At 71.6% G+C, this 15,546-nt stretch carries 8 protein-coding genes; 4 read left to right on the forward strand and 4 right to left on the reverse strand.

Translation table 11 applies throughout. The annotated features are described in order from the left end of the window. Positions 1-243 precede the first annotated feature (243 nt). Positions 244-2,076 carry a sporulation protein gene (locus ACIOHC_RS28975; protein ID WP_401844574.1) on the reverse strand — a complete coding sequence of 611 codons (1,833 nt, stop codon included), beginning with the start codon at positions 2,074-2,076 and terminating at the stop codon, positions 244-246. Positions 2,077-3,361: 1,285 nt separating this feature from the next. Between ACIOHC_RS28975 and ACIOHC_RS28980 the strand changes: the two genes are divergently transcribed. Continuing rightward, positions 3,362-5,473 carry an asparagine synthase-related protein gene (locus ACIOHC_RS28980; protein WP_351076930.1) on the forward strand — a complete coding sequence of 704 codons (2,112 nt, stop codon included), beginning with the start codon at positions 3,362-3,364 and terminating at the stop codon, positions 5,471-5,473. Positions 5,474-5,605: 132 nt separating this feature from the next. Here the strand turns inward: ACIOHC_RS28980 and ACIOHC_RS28985 are convergent, their stop codons facing one another. Together ACIOHC_RS28985 and ACIOHC_RS28990 are read right to left on the reverse strand one after the other, a co-directional pair. Continuing rightward, positions 5,606-7,645 (reverse strand): sigma-70 family RNA polymerase sigma factor, encoded by a 2,040-nt coding sequence (locus ACIOHC_RS28985; protein WP_365693746.1) that lies wholly within the window; start codon positions 7,643-7,645, stop codon positions 5,606-5,608. 561 nt (positions 7,646-8,206) lie between these two features. Further along, a complete protein-coding gene (locus ACIOHC_RS28990; RefSeq protein ID WP_401844576.1) occupies positions 8,207-9,166 on the reverse strand; it encodes a TetR/AcrR family transcriptional regulator in 960 nt (319 codons plus the stop codon). A gap of 340 nt (positions 9,167-9,506) precedes the next feature. On the opposite strand from ACIOHC_RS28990, the gene ACIOHC_RS28995 reads away from it, so the two are divergent. Further along, positions 9,507-10,985: an NAD(P)/FAD-dependent oxidoreductase gene (locus ACIOHC_RS28995; protein ID WP_401844578.1), complete on the forward strand. Its 1,479-nt coding sequence runs from the start codon at positions 9,507-9,509 to the stop codon at positions 10,983-10,985. A gap of 298 nt (positions 10,986-11,283) precedes the next feature. Beyond that, positions 11,284-13,110 (forward strand): SpoIIE family protein phosphatase, encoded by a 1,827-nt coding sequence (locus ACIOHC_RS29000; RefSeq protein WP_389637612.1) that lies wholly within the window; start codon positions 11,284-11,286, stop codon positions 13,108-13,110. A gap of 51 nt (positions 13,111-13,161) precedes the next feature. On the opposite strand, the gene ACIOHC_RS29005 is transcribed toward ACIOHC_RS29000, so the two are convergent. Next, positions 13,162-14,463 carry an MFS transporter gene (locus ACIOHC_RS29005; RefSeq protein WP_351076953.1) on the reverse strand — a complete coding sequence of 434 codons (1,302 nt, stop codon included), beginning with the start codon at positions 14,461-14,463 and terminating at the stop codon, positions 13,162-13,164. A 155-nt stretch (positions 14,464-14,618) separates the two neighbouring features. Here ACIOHC_RS29005 and ACIOHC_RS29010 point away from each other — a divergent pair, with 155 nt between their 5' ends. Continuing rightward, the gene (locus ACIOHC_RS29010; RefSeq protein WP_351076944.1) at positions 14,619-15,176 is read left to right on the forward strand and encodes a MarR family transcriptional regulator; all 558 of its coding nucleotides are present in this window, start codon (positions 14,619-14,621) and stop codon (positions 15,174-15,176) included. Positions 15,177-15,546 lie beyond the last annotated feature (370 nt).

Genomic DNA, 15,546 nt, shown 5'->3' on the forward strand with positions numbered 1-15,546 from the left:
AACGTACTCAAACCAGCGAAGCCCAGCGTGGCGCCGGATCTTTACGCGGGCGGCGTCCGGTGGCCCGCCGGACACCGTCCGTATGCCGTCCGGACGTCGTCCGTATGACATGGGGACGCGGGAGACGCAGTGACCTCGGGGCGCGTGCCGGGCGCCGAGGAGTGCCCGGCCCCGGGACGGGGCGCCGGGGCGATGCCGTGCGGAAGCCCCGGGGCGTGCGAGCGCTCGCCCCGCGCGGTGCGGCTACGCGGGCGCCACCAGCAGTGGCCGGGCCCGCTCACGCAGCTCGGCGACGCGCGGCTCGTGCCCGTACGGTTCGAGCCGGTGCAGCAGGTCCCGCACGTACTCCGTGGTCCGCGCCGAAGAGATGCGGCCCGCCACCTCCACCGCCCGGGTGCCCGCCGCGCAGGCCGCGTCCAGATTCCCCGACTCCAACTCGGCCACCGCAGACACGACGAGCCGCAATCCGTGCGAGCGGACGAATTCCTCGGTCGGCCTGGACAGGGCCTGCTCGGTGAAGCGCCGCACCTGCCGGGGCGCCTTCAGGTCGAGGTGGCACTCCGCGGCATCGGCCGCGAACCTGTCGTACGAGTAGAAGCCCAGCCACGACGGGTCCGCATCGCTGTCCCGGGAACGCTCCAGCCAGCCCTCGGCGGCCTTGAGCGCGGCCCCCGCGGCGGCTGCGTCGCTCGCCTTCGCGTGGGCGCGGGCCTCCACCAGGCGGAAGAAGCTCATGGTGCGGGCGGTGGCGAGCCCCCGGTTGCGTTCGACGGCGGCCTGCGCGAGGTCGACCCCCTCGTCGGCGAAACCTCGATAGGTCGCCTGCAGCGACATCGAGGCGAGGACATAACCGCCGAGAGGCACGTCGGCCGCGGCCCGCGCGAGTCTCAGGGCCTGGATGTAGTAGCGCTGCGCGGCCTCCTGCTGGCCGGTGTCGAAGGCCATCCACCCGGCGAGCCTGGTCAGCTCCGCCGCGGCACCGAAGAGCGCCCGGCCGACTTCGTCGCTGTAGGAACCGAGCAGCAGCGGTGCGGCGTCGACCCGTAAGCACTCGGGGACCATGGAGGAACGCCAGTCCCCGCCGCCGTACTTGGAGTCCCAGCGACGGGCGTCCTGGGCGGCCTCGCGCAGCTTGGAGACATCGCTGTGGCCGACCCGCAGCGGGGAGATGTCGCTCGTGAACGTGGTGGCGGTCGTGTGCGCGTGCGCGCTCGCGTGTGTGCTCGGAGCCGCAGCAGTGGGCACGGACCCGGGTGTTGCCTCCGGGCCCGGCTGGGCGGGGATGGACGGCGTCCGCTGCGTGCCCATGGCCCCCAGGGTTCCCAGCGCAGCCTGAGCCGCCTGCGCATTCAGCGCGTTCTGGGCCGCTTGACCCGCTTGTGCCGCTTGAGTTGCCTGGGTCTCCGGTGCTCCGGGCGCCGGCTGTGTGCCGAGCGGTTTCCGAGCGGTCCGGGAGCCCGCGGTACCGGACGCGCCGGGTGCATCGGACTCCGGCTCCGTGCTCTTCCCCGTCATGCCCGGTGCCCTCTGCGCCCCTGCACCGGTGCGTGCGCCCCTTGCGCCCTGGGTGCCGAGGATGGCTGCCTCGGCAGCCGTCGCATCGCGCGCCACCGACGGGTCGGCGGGGGATATCAGCCAGCGGGACGCGGGCGTCGCGTACGCGCTCACCGAGAACGAACCCGCCAGCGACTGCCAGATCCCGCCACTGCCCGCCCGCCGCCCGGCCAGATCCAGCCGGTACAACTCGGTCGCCGAACGGACCGCTTCGGCCACGTCCCGCGGAAAGGCCAGTCCGACCTCCGGGGCCGGATCGGCGTCCGCGAGACCGATCTCGTGCAGCGGGACCGGGCGGCCGAGTTTGGCCCCGATCGCCGCCGCGATGAGATGGGGCGCGGCGCCCTGCGGCACCATGCCCTTGGAGACCCACCGGGCCACCGAGGTCTTGTCGTACCGAAGTGTCAGACCGCGCTGCGCCCCGAGGTCGTTGACCCGCCGGGCGAGCCCGGCGTTGCTGATTCCCGCGAGGGCGAGAACGGTTCCGAGCTTCTCGTTCGGTCCGCGTTGCTCCCTGGACATGCGCCACCCCTCGACACACAGACGGCCGCCGCGTCACCGTTGCGGCGCGCGGCATTCGTACCGTGTCCTCCCCAGGGACGAACCCCGGCACTCCGACCGCACACGCATATGGCCGAGCCCCGAGGAATATGCCTCCTGCCGAGGACCTCAGTAAACCCAGCGTAGTTCGCCGCATCCCTACCGTTAAGGGGCAGACGTCCGTATGGCGGGATTGTTGTCCGTGCGGAGGCGAGCGGGTCCGAGGCTCCGCTCGGGCCGTCGCCGGCGTGCGGCTCCGGTCGCCGCGCACAGGGCCCCGGCCCCGGCACGGAAACCCGCCCGGAGCTACCCGGAGCCCCGCCCGGGCCTCGACGCGGGCCCGGCGCGAGTACCTGCTCCACGCCCCGTCCGTGCGCTCCTGGAGGCGTCCTTCGTGCGTGGTGACGGCCCCGTCCGCCGGGCTCCGCACGTGCTCCTGGCGTGTGGCCGTGCGCCCGGCCGTGCGCTCTCGTCCGGCTGTTTCGGAAGGGCTTCCATGGTTGCTGCGTGGGTCGGCCCACTGCATTGGACTCAGTGGGCTGGGGGACACTGCCGCCTCATTCCCCGCAGGCGGCGGACCGGTCCGGGAGGTGAACGACACCTCCCGGACTGTGCGTCGAATCCGATGCGGGGCAGGTGCGGGGCCGCGCGGGGCCAGGCTTCACGGCCGGGGTAGGGCCCGTCGGCCGCCCCGATGGTGATCGGCGGCGGGCGACGGGGGGGATTCCGGGAGGGATTCGGGGGATCATGGAGCGAAGTGGGGCGAAAGTGGACTTCTGATACGACGAGTTCCCTGGCGTCCGGGTTCAATGCGCTCCAAGAATGGCCGAATGTCGTCGGTCCTCCGAGGTTGGGCCCGGCGATTCACGGACATCCCGTCGACCCCCCGACGGTCGTCCGCCACCGGGTCGTGGGTGATTCGGGACGTGGCCGGATTTCGGCCGGTGGATCCTGCTCGTCCGGGGAAGGCAACGCGCCCGGTACGCAAGCCCGTTGGGGTATGACCCGCCTTGCGCGGGCCGTGTCCCGCATGTCCCGTCGGAAGCCCGCTGCCGAGCCGTCGTCGGACGCGGCTGCGTCCGCACCGGCCGGGGCACGTCCCGGTCCGGCCTTTGCCAGGGGCGCATGCCCTTCCGACGTGCGCCGTCCGTAGCCCCTCCTGTGCGCCTTTGTCGTGGCAGCATGTTCGCAACGGCGCCGCGCACCACCGGAGTTCTCCCGATGCCTTCCTGCTGCGCCATTTCGTCCACAGCCTGTGGAGGCGGCGATGCGTTGGTTGGTGGGGTGGAGCAGTATCGCCGCGAGCTTCGGCACGGCCGGTGCGGTGGGCGCCAGTGAAGACGGGCGCACGATGCACCCCGTCGGATCCCAACTGCTGTGGGGCGACCCGGATCCGCTCTGGGCCGTCGGCGACTGGCGCCCCGACGAGATCCGTATCAGCACGGTCGAGACCGCGGAGGGCGCGCCCACCGCCCGCATGGCCGTCCTCGGCTGCTGCAGCGCCACCGACGAACAGCTGCGCGTCGGCCTCCTCGCCGCCCGCGGTGGGGCCCTGCGCCATCTCACCTCCTGGCCCGGCAGCTACACGGTCGTCGTCCAGGTCGGCCGCCGGATCACCGTCATCGGGGACCTCGCCGGGGCCCGCCCGGTCTTCTACACCCCCTGGGCCGGCGGTACGGCGTACGCCACTGCCGCCCTCCCGCTCGCCGACCTCATCGAGGCCCAGCTGGACATCGGTCACCTGGCCGCCCTGCTCGCCTGCCCCGAAACACCGGAGGCGCTGCGCGACGGCACCCCGTACGCCGGAGTGAAGCGCATCCCGCCGGGGCACGCGCTCATCCTCCGCGAGGGGTCGCGCGAGATCACCGGGTACGAGGCGGTGGCCTCCCTCGCCGTCGCAGCTCCCCAGATCGACCCCGTCAGTGCCGTCGACGGGGTGCGTGACGCACTGGTGGAAGCAGTACGTGCCAGACTCACGGCCCCGCGCCACGCTCCCGAAACCCTGCCGCCCGACCCGGGCCCGGTCCCCGGCATGGGTCCCGCCGAACGACGCGCCGCCCGCGGCGCACCCGTACCCGGCATCGGCGCCGACCTCTCCGGAGGCAGTGCCTCCGCCACCCTTGCCCTGCTCGCCGCCGGACTGCCGGGCCTGCCGGGCACCCTCCTCGGCCACGGCACGGGAGCGGGGGAGCGGCTGCTCGCCGTCACCTTCAACGACCTCACCACCCGCGGCCACGAGGACGAACTCGAACGCGCCCGCGTCATCGCGGCCAACCCGCGCCTGCACCATGTCGTCGTCGCCGCCGGGGAGGAGGCGCTGCCCTACGCCGATCTGGGGGGCGGCCCACTCACCGATGAACCCGGCCCGTCCCTCGTCGTCGCCGAGCGCCATCGTCGCCGCCTCGCCTCGGGCAGCGCCGACCACTTCGTCGGCGGCGGCGCCCGGCAGGTGCTCGACGCCCACCCGGCCCGCCTCGCCGACCTGCTGATGGACCGGCGCCGACGCCACCTGCTGCGCCCGGTCGCCGCACTCGCCAAGGCCGAGGGCCCTACCGCGCACTCCCTCTTCGTGCCGTTGACCGTCTATCGCGCGGCCCGCCGCCTGTCCCGTACGTCGTACCGCACGGGCCTGGAGACGGCGGCCGGCCTGCTGCCGGACGCGAACCGCCACACCCCCGACCTCGACACCCCCGCCGACGCCTCGCTCGCCGCCCTCGCCTGGTCGCGGCCGGGGCCCGCCGCACACTGGCTGACGGGGGAGGCGCTCGCCGAAGTATCGGTTCGCCTTCAGGAGGCGGCGATCCGGCCCGCCTCCGTCCAGCGTCCGGGCGAGGCCCGTGCCAGGGCGGCCCTCGCCCGGTACGCCGCGGACCACCGGATCCTGGAGCAGGCCGCGGAGAACCGCAGCCAGCGGCTCCACGCCCCGTTCCTCGACAACCAGGTCGTACGCGCCGCCCGGGCGCTCCCCGAATCGCTCCGGGTCCAGCCGGGCGCCCGCGCCGCGATTCTGCGCCGGGTGCTCGCGGGCGCGGGCATTCACGAACTGCCGTCCGGCTGGGGCACCCCCTCCCTGGCCACCTCGAACGCGACGGCCCGCACGGGCCTGCGCGCCGCACTGCCCGACCTGATCGCCCTCTTCGACGCCCCGTTGCTCGCCGACGCGGGCCTGATCGAGGCCCGCGTCGTACGGAAGGCCCTGCGCGCCGCCTCGGAGGGTGAGCCGCTCCCGTTGGACGGCCTGGCGCACCTGGCGTCCACGGAACTCTGGCTCCGCCGCCTGGTCTCGCGGCGCGGCACCTGCTGGACGGGCACGGCGGCACCTCGCCAGCGCGCGGTGGCGGGCGGAGTCGTCCCGGCGAGGCGGACACTGCAGCCGTAGCGGTGGGCGGGGCCGTGGCCGTGGCGGTCGTTGTCGGTGGTACGCGACGGCCGGCAGGTGTCCGACCGCACCCGACCCGCATCACCGAGGAACTCCCGGGCGCTCCGTCCGCAGGGGCGGTGCCCGATCGCCTCACTGACAGCTGATGACCGAATCCGCCCAGTCGGCGAGTGCCACGCCGCCACCCGGTCGCGTCCGCTCGACGACGAGCCGGATCCTCTCCTGACCGGCGATACCCACTCCGACGGGCACGGCCGGGTCGTTGCCCTTCATCACGGGGGACTGCCACAGCCGTGCCCCGTCACCGTTGAATACGGAGAAGCGCACCGAGCCCAGCCCCAGTGTCATGTCGTCGATCCCGACCACGGCCTCGTAACGCGTGCACTGCCGGTTCAGCTGGATCGTGACCGAGGACTTGCCGTGGACCGTCACGCCGTGGGCGTACCGCGTGCCGCCGATCGACAGACCGGAACGCTGCCAGACCCAACCGCTCTCATTGATCACCACCTCCGGTTCGGTGTGGTCGCCCTGCATCGAGTAGCTCAGCTCACTGACCCGGTAGACGGTCGACGCAGGCGGCGCAGGGGGCGTCGCCGTCGGGGTGGACGTCGGCTTCGGCTTCGGGGTGGGCTTCGGCGCGGGGGGCGTCGGGGTCGGGACAGGTGGTGCGGGTGGCACCGGCTTCGATGTCGGCTTCGGTATCGGCTTCGGTATCGGCTTCGAGGGGGGTTTCGGGGTCGGCTTCGGGGTGGGTGCGGGCTCCGGCGGGGGAGGCGACTTCGGTGCGGAGGACGCGGGTGGAGCGGGCGGTGCGGGCTTCGGCGGCGGGGTCGGCCTTGGCGGCGCCGGGGTCGGCGCGGCAGGCGCCACGACGGCCGGCTTCGCCGCGTGCTCGGCCTCGGGCTTCGGCTGGTCGTTGCCGACCAGAGCCCAGGCCAGTCCGGCCGTCACGGCCACGGCAACCGCCGCCGCGATACCGGCCTTCGCCGGGGCACCGAGTCCTTCGGAGACCGCGGCACCACCTGCCGAGCCCCCGGACGCGCTCCCGCCGGTCGCCGCCGCCGCGACTCCGGCGCCCGCGGCCCCGGCCGCGCCACCGGCGACGATTCCGGCGGCCTTGAGCGTGTACCCGGCGGCGAACCAGCCGATGACCGCGACCGGCAGCAGCGCGGGAATCCCGGCGTTGACATGGGCCAGTTCGCCCGCGGCGAGCCGACACTTCACGCACTCGTCCAGATGCCCGCGCAACCCGCGCTCGGCCCGCATCCGGAGCCCGCCCCGGGCATACGCGCCGAGGCGGTCGGCGTACCGCGCGCAGTCGCCGTCCGAGGTGAGAGCCTGGCTCACATGCGCTTGCAGGTAGGCCTGCTTGAGCCCCTCGCGGGCCCGGCTGGCCAGCACCGCCGTGGCATTGGCGGTCAGCCCGAACAACGGGGCGATCTCGCTGGGCGACTCCTCCTCGACGGTGGTGTGCCACAGCACCGCCTGCCAGCGCTCCGGCAGGCTGCGGAAGGCCTGCATCGCCATCGACTGTTCGGCCTCGTGCATCGCCAGCACATCGGCACCGAGGTCGAGCGTGTCCGCGTCCGACACCTGGGACGACTGGGATGCCTGGGCGGCGAACACCGCGAAGTCATCGACCAATTGCTCCCGCTTCGCGGTCTTGGTCCAGGCGGCTCCGACGTGGCGGACGGCGGTCATGAGGTAGGCCCGTACAGCCTCCTCGGGCCCCTTGCCCCTCCGTACCGCCTGCAGTGTGCGGGCGAAGACCTCAGCCGTCAGGTCGTCGGCGGTGTGCGCGTCCCGGCAGCAGGTGCGCGCGTAGCGGCGCACCGCGTCCGAATGCCGCCGGAACAGTTCCTCGTACGCGAGATCGTCGCCGTCCCGCATCTGCGTGATCAACTCGGCGTCCGAGAACGGAGAGTCGGAGGCACCGGCGGTGCTGCTGCGGCCCTCCCGCTGCATCGGCACCGCGCCCTCGGGCTCGACACCGGCCTCGGCAGGCGCCGGCCACGGACCGGGCAGGACGGTGCGGCCCCCGGTGTCACCGTCGGCTCGCCCGGGTCCGGCCTGGCTCGGTACCTGCGGAGAGGACAGCCCACCGGCCTCCGTCGCACCGCCCACGGCGGAGACGTCGTCGAACGACTCTTCCTGCTGCCCGTCACCAGTCATCGCGGAAGCTCCCGTATGCGCTGTCGGACCCGAACACCGGGCAAGACTGTCACATGGCGCAATCACGCCGACGACTCAGCCCCAGCAACCACTCATCCGGGGCGTTTTCTCGAATGTGAGCACTAGTAGCCACTCATTCGGGGAAGGGTCTTCGCGCTTCTTTTGTACGTGGAGGCTGAGGACAAAGGGGCGGGCAGCCTGCTCGGCGAGGGCCCTGCCGAGTGCCCACCCTGCGTTGAGAGCACGGAACGCACACCGATCAAGGCCAGTTCGGACGGCGTCCGTAAGGGGAAACCTGGCTCGGCCCCAGGACGTGGAAGCCGGATGCGGAAGCCCGATGCGTGCAAGGGACGAACGGGAACGAGCCGCTGAGCAGGACCCTCCGAAACGGGCCATGTCAGCCACTCACCCCGGCCGCACACTCGGCGACTCGTTCGCGCCGGCTACGTACCCGAGGCGCCCGGCCGCATACTCGGGCGACTCGTTCGTGCCGTCCGCGCATCCGAGCCTTCCGGGGGACCGCCTCTCTCGCCCACGCATCGGGCCGCGATCACACCCCGTTCACGCCACCGGCCGTGAACGCAGTCCCTCCAGAAGGATGTCCAGCAGTCGGCTCGAAGCCGCGGCCTGCTGAGCCGGGTCAGGCAGCGATGGCGCCGCTGTCGCGATGACCAGCAGCACGTCCGCCACCGTCACATCGCGACGCAGCTCACCGGCTGCCCGCGCCCGGTCCACCAGTCGGCCGACGACCTCCAGCAGTTCGCCGGCTCCCGCGTCGTCGGCATCGGGGCCGATCTCCGCGGCGGAGCCGGAGCGCCCGTCGACCGGCCGGAGGCCGACCTGGTCCGCGCCCTGGCGCTGCTGAGGTACTCGCGTCTCGTCCCGCGCACCGCCCGAGCCCGGTCCGGAAGCCGCTGCGGCTCCCGATTCCCCGGCGGCGGACGAGCCCTCGACGTCGCCGGCGGTATGGACATCCGCACCGCCATCGGCGCCGACATCGACCCCGACCCGCAGCACCTGCGGCGGCAGCAACCGTCCCGCTCCCGACGCCACGGACGTCCGCAGGAAGCGCGACAGCGCCGACCACGGCTCGTCCTCCTGGCCCAGCGCGGCCCGCGCCTGGTCGGTCAGCCGGGAGGTCTCCTCCTCGGCTATCCGCCGCACCAGCACGTCCTTGCTCGGGAACCGCCGGTACACCGTGCCGACTCCGACCCTGGCGCGGCGCGCCACGTCCTCCATCGGAGCCCCGTATCCCAGCTCGCCGAAAACCTCGCGCGCGGCTCGCAGCACATGCTCCAGATTCCGCTGCGCGTCCACGCGAAGCGGAGCCGAGCGGCCGTTCGTTCCAGCCGTCACGACCACACCGACCGCCCCGGTCACTCCGGCCGCCCCGCCTGCCGGGACCGCGCCGGCCGAACCCACCGTGTCCACTGCCCCCACAGCTCCGCTTCGCCCGATCCCGTCGGACGAATGGGACGTGACCTCAGCAGTGGTCTGCCAATGAGAATCCTGAATGTGCATAATATTTCCCCCGGTTATGACGTCTCCCCCCGGAGACTTCCCGCCGTTTGAGCCGGAGAGTGGATCACGGTCTCGACCCGGCTCCCCGACGACATACGAACATAGTTGAGCCCGGGTCAATTCAGAAGGGGGTAGTTCCGCACGGAGCGCCCCCCGATCGGAGCAAGGACCGGTTGGTCACTGATTCGCCCCCGGCCCACCACTCCCATTCCAACCCCTGACCTGCGTAGCTTCCGTGTTGCCGCGCGGATCAGCGGCGACGGCCCGTCCGAAACCTCCAGTCACACAATTTGCCGGGGCTGTGGACAAACCCTTGAGCACGTTGCGTCATGGGGTGGTGATGGCTTCAGATTCCGGGGGAACACCCCCCGGCCCCCCGCCAGGTGTGCGCGTTCTCGTCGTCGGCGGCGGCTACGTCGGGATGTACACAGCGCTGCGTCTCCAGCGGAAGCTGAAGCAGAGACTCAGAGGCGGTCAGGCCGAGATCGTCGTCGTCACCCCCGAGCCTTATATGACGTATCAGCCGTTTCTGCCCGAAGCGGCGGCCGGTTCGATCTCGCCGCGCCATGTCGTCGTACCGCTCCGCCGGGTCCTGGCGGACTGCAAGATCGTGATCGGTGAGGCCCAGCGCATCGACCACGCCAAGCGGACGGCGACCGTCACCACCCTCGCCACCGGGGAGGACGGTACCGGCGCGGTCGAGATCCCCTACGACGAACTCGTCCTCGCACCGGGTTCCGTCTCGCGCACCCTCCCGATCCCCGGCCTCGCCGATCACGGCATCGGCTTCAAGACCGTCGAGGAGGCGATCGGGCTGCGCAACCACGTCATCGAGCAGATGGACATCGCCTCCGCCACCCGCGACCCGGCCATCCGCGACGCCGCCCTCACCTTCGTCTTCGTCGGCGGCGGCTACGCGGGCGTCGAGGCGCTCGCCGAGTTGGAGGACATGGCCCGTTACACCTCGCGGTACTACCACAACATCAAGGCCGAGGACCTGAAATGGATCCTCGTCGAGGCATCCGGACGCATCCTTCCCGAGGTCGGCGAGGCGATGGGCGGCTACGCGATCCGTGAGCTGCGCGGCCGCAACATCGACGTACGCCTCGACACCAGGCTGGAGTCCTGCGAGGACCGGATCGCGGTCCTGAGCGACGGCTCCCGCTTCCCGACCCGCACGCTCGTGTGGACCGCGGGTGTCAGACCCGCACCGGTCCTCGCCGCCACCGACCTGCCGCTCAACGAGCGCGGCAGGCTCCGATGCACGGCGGAACTCACCGTCGAAGGGGTCGAGCACGCCTGGGCCGCGGGCGACGCCGCGGCCGTTCCCGACCTGACCGCTGCGGAAACCGGCCGGGAGACCGCCCCCAACGCGCAGCACGCCGTGCGCCAGGCCAAGGTCCTCGCCGAGAACGTCCTCGCGTCGATCAGCGGCGAACCGCTCCAGGAGTACCGGCACAGTTACGCGGGCTCCGTCGCCTCACTCGGCCTCCACAAGGGCGTGGCCCACGTCTACGGGCGCAAACTCAAGGGCTACCCGGCCTGGCTGATGCACCGTACGTACCACCTCAGCCGTGTCCCGACGTTCAACCGCAAGGCCCGTGTCCTTGCCGAATGGACTCTCGCCGGGCTCTTCAAACGCGAGATCGTCTCCCTCGGTTCGCTGGAACACCCACGCGCGGAATTCGAACTCGCCGCAGGTGGCAGGCGAACCAGGCCCGGCGGTCCGCCGCACACCGACGGCCCACCGGGCCCCGGGAACCCGCAGAGGCCCGACGAGTCGCAGGGGCCCGACGGCCCACCGGGGAACGGCGGCTGACCGGCCGTCGGACCGCCCCGACGTCCACCGGGGCGCGATCGTACCGACCACTGTCAGTACGGTCCGCCACACTGGACGTGTGACCATAGGTGGGCCCACATCTGCACAGAGTGACCCGGCCGGCAGTGACCAACAGTGAACAGCACCGACGTTCCAGACGCATCAGACGTACGAGCAGGGCGATGAGACCCGGCCCCGACCCCGGCGACAGAAAACCGGTGGAAGAACCGGTAGTGGAACCGGCAGAGGAACCAGCCCGCCCGAGCGGACCAGACCGACACACGAGGCCAGAAATTCCGTGAACTTCACGCGTTGGAGCGCCCGCCTACCCGGAACGCAGCGCCGCGCCGCCGCACGGGACGACCGCAGTTCCGTGCCTCCGGCACGCGCGGAGTACGCGCAGCCCGGGACCGGACCCTGCCTGCCGGACGGCGACACGCGCAGCGACACGCCTGGCGGCACCGGCGTCGACACGCCCGGTGAACCGCCCGGGGACCGCGGACCTGCCGCCTTGGAGGACCTCTCCGCCCGGGACATCCTCGGTCGACTGCCCGCCCTGGTGGCCCTGGTGTACGGCCCCGATCACCGGATCGCCTACGTCAACGATGCCTACGCCGCCGCCTTCGGACCCCGCCCGGCCGGCGCCACCGCGGCCGAGGCCATGCCCGAGCTCACCGAACTCAGCCTGCTGCCGCTCATGGACCAGGTGCTGCGCAGCGGCACCCCTCGCACAGTCAAGTCCCGCAGGGTCCGCAGCGGGAATTCGTACACCGTCACCTGCACCCCGGTGTACAGGGACAGGTACACGGACGGCGAGGACGAGACCAACAGCTACAACTACAACAGCGACGGTGACAGGGCCGAGAAGCAGAACAAGGGCATCAAGGACGACAAGAACAGCAGAAACAGAAACAGAAACAGGGACAGGGGCAGCGAGAGCGGGGTGCTCGTGTACGCCGCCGACGTCACCGACCACGCCGAGGCCGCCGAACGGCTCCGCGCCAGCGAGCGCCGCCACCGCGAAACGGCCGTCACCCTCCAGCGCTCCCTGCTGCCGCAGGAGCTGGAACAGCCCGACGACCTCCGGATCGCCGCCACCTATCAGCCCGGCGGCACGGACGCAGCGGTCGGCGGTGACTGGTACGACGTCATCACTCTCGGCGCGGGCCGCACCGCCCTGGTCATCGGGGACGTGATGGGCCGGGGGGTGCGAGCCGCCGCCGTCATGGGCCAGCTCCGCACGGCCGTACGCGCCTACGCCCGCCTCGACCTCCCGCCGCACGAGGTGCTCCAACTCCTCGACGGTCTCGCCGCCGAGATCGACGCGAGTCAGATCGCCACCTGCGCCTACGCGGTCCACGACCCGAACGAGGGCCGGCTCGTCTACGCCTCCGCCGGGCATCTCCCGATCCTGGTGTGCCACGAGGACGGTACGGTCCACCGCGCCGAGGACCCGACCGGGCCGCCGCTCGGCACAGGGGGCTGGATCCACACATCGGGCACGATCGCGCTGCCGCCCGGCTCCACCGCGGTCCTCTACACGGACGGCCTGGTGGAGCGCCGCAGCGAGGACATCGACGAGGGCGTCGCGGCCCTGGAGCGCGCCCTCTCCGGTGCCAAGGGCTCACCCCAGGTGGTCTGCGACCGGCTGATCCGCTCCCTCGGCGTCACCGCGGAACACGACGACGACGTGGCGGTGCTGGTGGTTCAGCATCCCGCCCGTACAGGGGCGAACGCGGAGCTGTTCCACAACGCCTCGCTCGATCTCCTCGGCGGGATCGAAGCGGCCCCGCGCGCCCGCGCCTTCGCGACCGGCGTCCTGACATCGTGGCGATTCCCGGTCGAGCTCTGCGACCTGGGCGTGCTGGCCGCGGGCGAACTCGTCGCGAACTCCCTCAAGCACGGCACCCCGCCGATGCGCCTGGGCCTGCGCCGCACCGACCGCCGTCTGATCATCGAGGTGACCGACGCCGACGACCACCTGCCCCGTCTGCGTCGCGCCGATCCGGCGGACGAGGCGGGCCGCGGCATCTCCATCGTCGCGACGATCGCCACGCACTGGGGCAGCCGCCGCACACCGGGCGGCGGCAAGGCGGTCTGGTGCGAATTCGCCCTGCCGCAGTAGGGGACCTGCCGCAACAGGACCCCTACTCACCCCCCGTTCACTCCCGCGGCGTCAGCGGGGGGTGACGGCGGGGGCGGCCACGGGCTCGGCGTCCGGCAGTGACACGGCCACCACCCTGGACGGCACGACCTCGACCGAGGGCTGATCCTGTACGGGAGTGAGCTGTCGGCCGAGCCGCAGCGCCAGTACCGTGATGCCCAGCGAGAACAGCACGAACGTCACGATGTACGGGCCGTGCAGCGTCGCCCCCATCGGCCCGCCCACGGCGGGACCGACCGCCAGCGCGAGCTGCTTGCACAGGGCGAACGCGGAGTTGTACTGCCCGACCATCGACTCCGGCGCCAGATCGGCGACGAGCGGCGCCACGGTCGGCGACAGCATCGACTCACCCAGTCCGAACAGCGCGTACGTGGAGATCATCGCGGCCGTCGCCATGGTCTGGCTGCCGTGCCCGAGTCCCGCGTACCCCGCCACGATCCAGGCGAAGGCCCAGATCAGACCGACCGAGGCAATGACCCGGGTGCGCTTGCGGCGTTCCACCAGGCGCAGCACGACGAACTGGGCCACGACGATGACGGCGGTGTTCGCGGCGAGCGCGATACCGAGCGTCGAAGGCTGGATCCCGGCGGCCTCGGTGCCGTACGCCGCGAGCCCGGACTCGAACTGTCCGTAACAGGCGAAGAACAGCACGAAGCCCAGCACGCACAGCTGCACCATGGCCCGGTGCGAGAGCAGCGCCCGCAGCCCGCCCGGCGCCTTGGACCCGTCGGTGGGCCGGGCGTCGGAGAAGGAAGGCGTACGGGACAGCCGCACCGTGGAGGCGATGACACCGAGCACGACGAACATCGCGGCCTCGATCAGGAACAGCAGAGTGAAGGTCTCCGGCCGGCTCGTGTCGACGATCTGCCCACCGACCAGCCCGCCGATGCCGAGCCCGAGGTTCTGCAGGAAGAACTGCATGGCGAAGGCACGTGTACGGGTGGCGGTGCTGGAGCACCACACGAGCATGGTGGCGAGAGCCGGCTGCATGACCGCGGTACCCGCGCCGAGGACCGCGGCCGACAGCACGGCGGCGGTCACATTCGACGACAGGCCGAGGGCGGCCGCGCCCAGGGACGCGACGGCCGAGGCGACGACGAGCACGGGCAGCGGCCCGCGCCGGTCGATGGCACGCCCGGTGAACGGCAGGACGGCGAGCGCTGCCATGGCGAAGACCGCCAGCACGACCCCCGCCGTACCCGCACCCAGATCCCGTACCTGCGCCACGTAGACGTACAGATACGGAACGGTGAACCCGAGCCCGAACGCGCTCAGCGCGCTCCCCAGCTGGATCCGCCGCAGTGCTGCGCCCATCTCCCTGGTCACACTCACCTACCTCAAGGTCTCGAAGTTGTTTGCCGAGCCACCCGAACGACTCGAACCCGAAGACTTTAGCACTAAAGTTAGAAGCTCAACAATTCAAACCGAAGGACTTCGACGGCTTTGGAGGGCGTGCGATACTGCCCGCCATGTCTGACACCACCGAGCAGCCCGGCCCGCAGGAGCCGAGCCTCGACGAGCAGATCGCCGCCTATCAGCGCGAGTTCCGTGACCTGGACCCCCAGGTCGAGCAGGTCGTCTCGGCCCTGGGCCGTCTGAATCGCCGGATGAACGTGGCGTACGGCCGCCAGGTCGCCGCCCTCGGCATCAGCAACGCCGAGTGGGAGGTCCTCAAGACCCTGGTCCTGGCCGGCTCCCCGTACCGCCTGGGTCCGGGAGAACTGGCCAAGCGCCTCGGCCTCACCCCTGCGGCGATGACGCACCGCATCGACCGCATGGCGGGCGAGGGCCTGGTCACCCGTGACCGGGACGAGAGCAACCGGGTGCGCGTGATCGTCGAGCTGACCGACGAGGGGCGCACGAAGTGGCTGGAGGCGATGCGCATGGCCACCGCCTTCGAGGAGGACCTGCTTCAGGACCTCACGAGCGACGAGCGCGGAGTCCTCGGAGAGATGCTGATCCGCCTCCTGCGCCGTGTGGAGCACGCCCAGCCGGACGCCGGCGGACGTCTCACCGACCTGGACTGAAACCCTGCCCGACGCGCGGGAAAACGACTTGACCTGCCTGGGTTGACACGCCCCTCCACGATCCGTAAGGTTCTTCGAGTTGTCACGGAGCCGGAACGGTTCTGCGACAACCGATCCCGCCGTGAACGCGGCAACCAAAACTCAGCACGATCTCCCACTCGGGACAATTTCGGCATGCCGAAATTAATTTCGAAGACTCGATTATGAGTCGCCGGGAAAATCCGCTAGAGTTTGGACGTCGGAACGGTCCAAGGGCCCGGAAGACAAGCCCCGCCGACTGGGAATCAGGCCCGAAAGGATCTGATAGAGTCGGACTCGCCGGAAAGGGAAACGCGAAAGCGTGGAACTGGAAAGCGGCCCCGCTTCGACC

It is taken from the genome of Streptomyces sp. NPDC088252, from assembly GCF_044740965.1.
GTDB lineage: Bacteria > Actinomycetota > Actinomycetes > Streptomycetales > Streptomycetaceae > Streptomyces.

Excerpts from the sequence above, each read along its gene's own strand:
- ACIOHC_RS29010 (WP_351076944.1), top strand. The coding sequence starts at position 14,619 with ATGTCTGACACCACCGAGCAGCCCGGCCCGCAGGAGCCGAGCCTCGAC.
- ACIOHC_RS29005 (WP_351076953.1), bottom strand. The coding sequence starts at position 14,463 with ATGGGCGCAGCACTGCGGCGGATCCAGCTGGGGAGCGCGCTGAGCGCG.
- ACIOHC_RS28975 (WP_401844574.1), bottom strand. The coding sequence starts at position 2,076 with ATGTCCAGGGAGCAACGCGGACCGAACGAGAAGCTCGGAACCGTTCTC.
- ACIOHC_RS28995 (WP_401844578.1), top strand. The coding sequence starts at position 9,507 with ATGGCTTCAGATTCCGGGGGAACACCCCCCGGCCCCCCGCCAGGTGTG.
- ACIOHC_RS28980 (WP_351076930.1), top strand. The coding sequence starts at position 3,362 with ATGCGTTGGTTGGTGGGGTGGAGCAGTATCGCCGCGAGCTTCGGCACG.
- ACIOHC_RS28990 (WP_401844576.1), bottom strand. The coding sequence starts at position 9,166 with ATGCACATTCAGGATTCTCATTGGCAGACCACTGCTGAGGTCACGTCC.
- ACIOHC_RS28985 (WP_365693746.1), bottom strand. The coding sequence starts at position 7,645 with ATGACTGGTGACGGGCAGCAGGAAGAGTCGTTCGACGACGTCTCCGCC.